At 42.5% G+C, this 261-nt stretch carries 1 protein-coding gene; it reads right to left on the bottom strand.

Annotated features, from left to right (window positions below):
• Positions 1-261, bottom strand: a 261-nt coding sequence (locus AAEZ18_RS19100) for a cytochrome b (protein ID WP_352255995.1), incomplete at both ends; no start/stop codon positions are given.

Raw genomic sequence — 261 nt, 5'->3', positions numbered from 1 at the left:
ATCATAGATGCATATAAACCCACTTGGGTTAAATGCGCTGCTAATGCCTGAGCTTTAGGCACACTGGGTGGTAATGCAGGGCTGGTGGTGACTAGTTTATTGATTAATCTAATAGCAACTAACACTAACGCTAAAACACCAAACGACTTATGCAGCGCAATGGCCTCTACTTGCCAAACCGCTAAACTTTGCACCATCGACAGACCAAGAAATAACATAGAAAGTATGATTAATGCCATCGCCCAGTGAATAAGCATACTC

This window comes from Pseudoalteromonas sp. 19-MNA-CIBAN-0066 (assembly GCF_040308705.1).
GTDB lineage: Bacteria > Pseudomonadota > Gammaproteobacteria > Enterobacterales > Alteromonadaceae > Pseudoalteromonas > Pseudoalteromonas nigrifaciens.
Note: the sequence above shows the minus strand (reverse complement) of the source record. Positions and strands in the feature narration are given on the sequence as shown.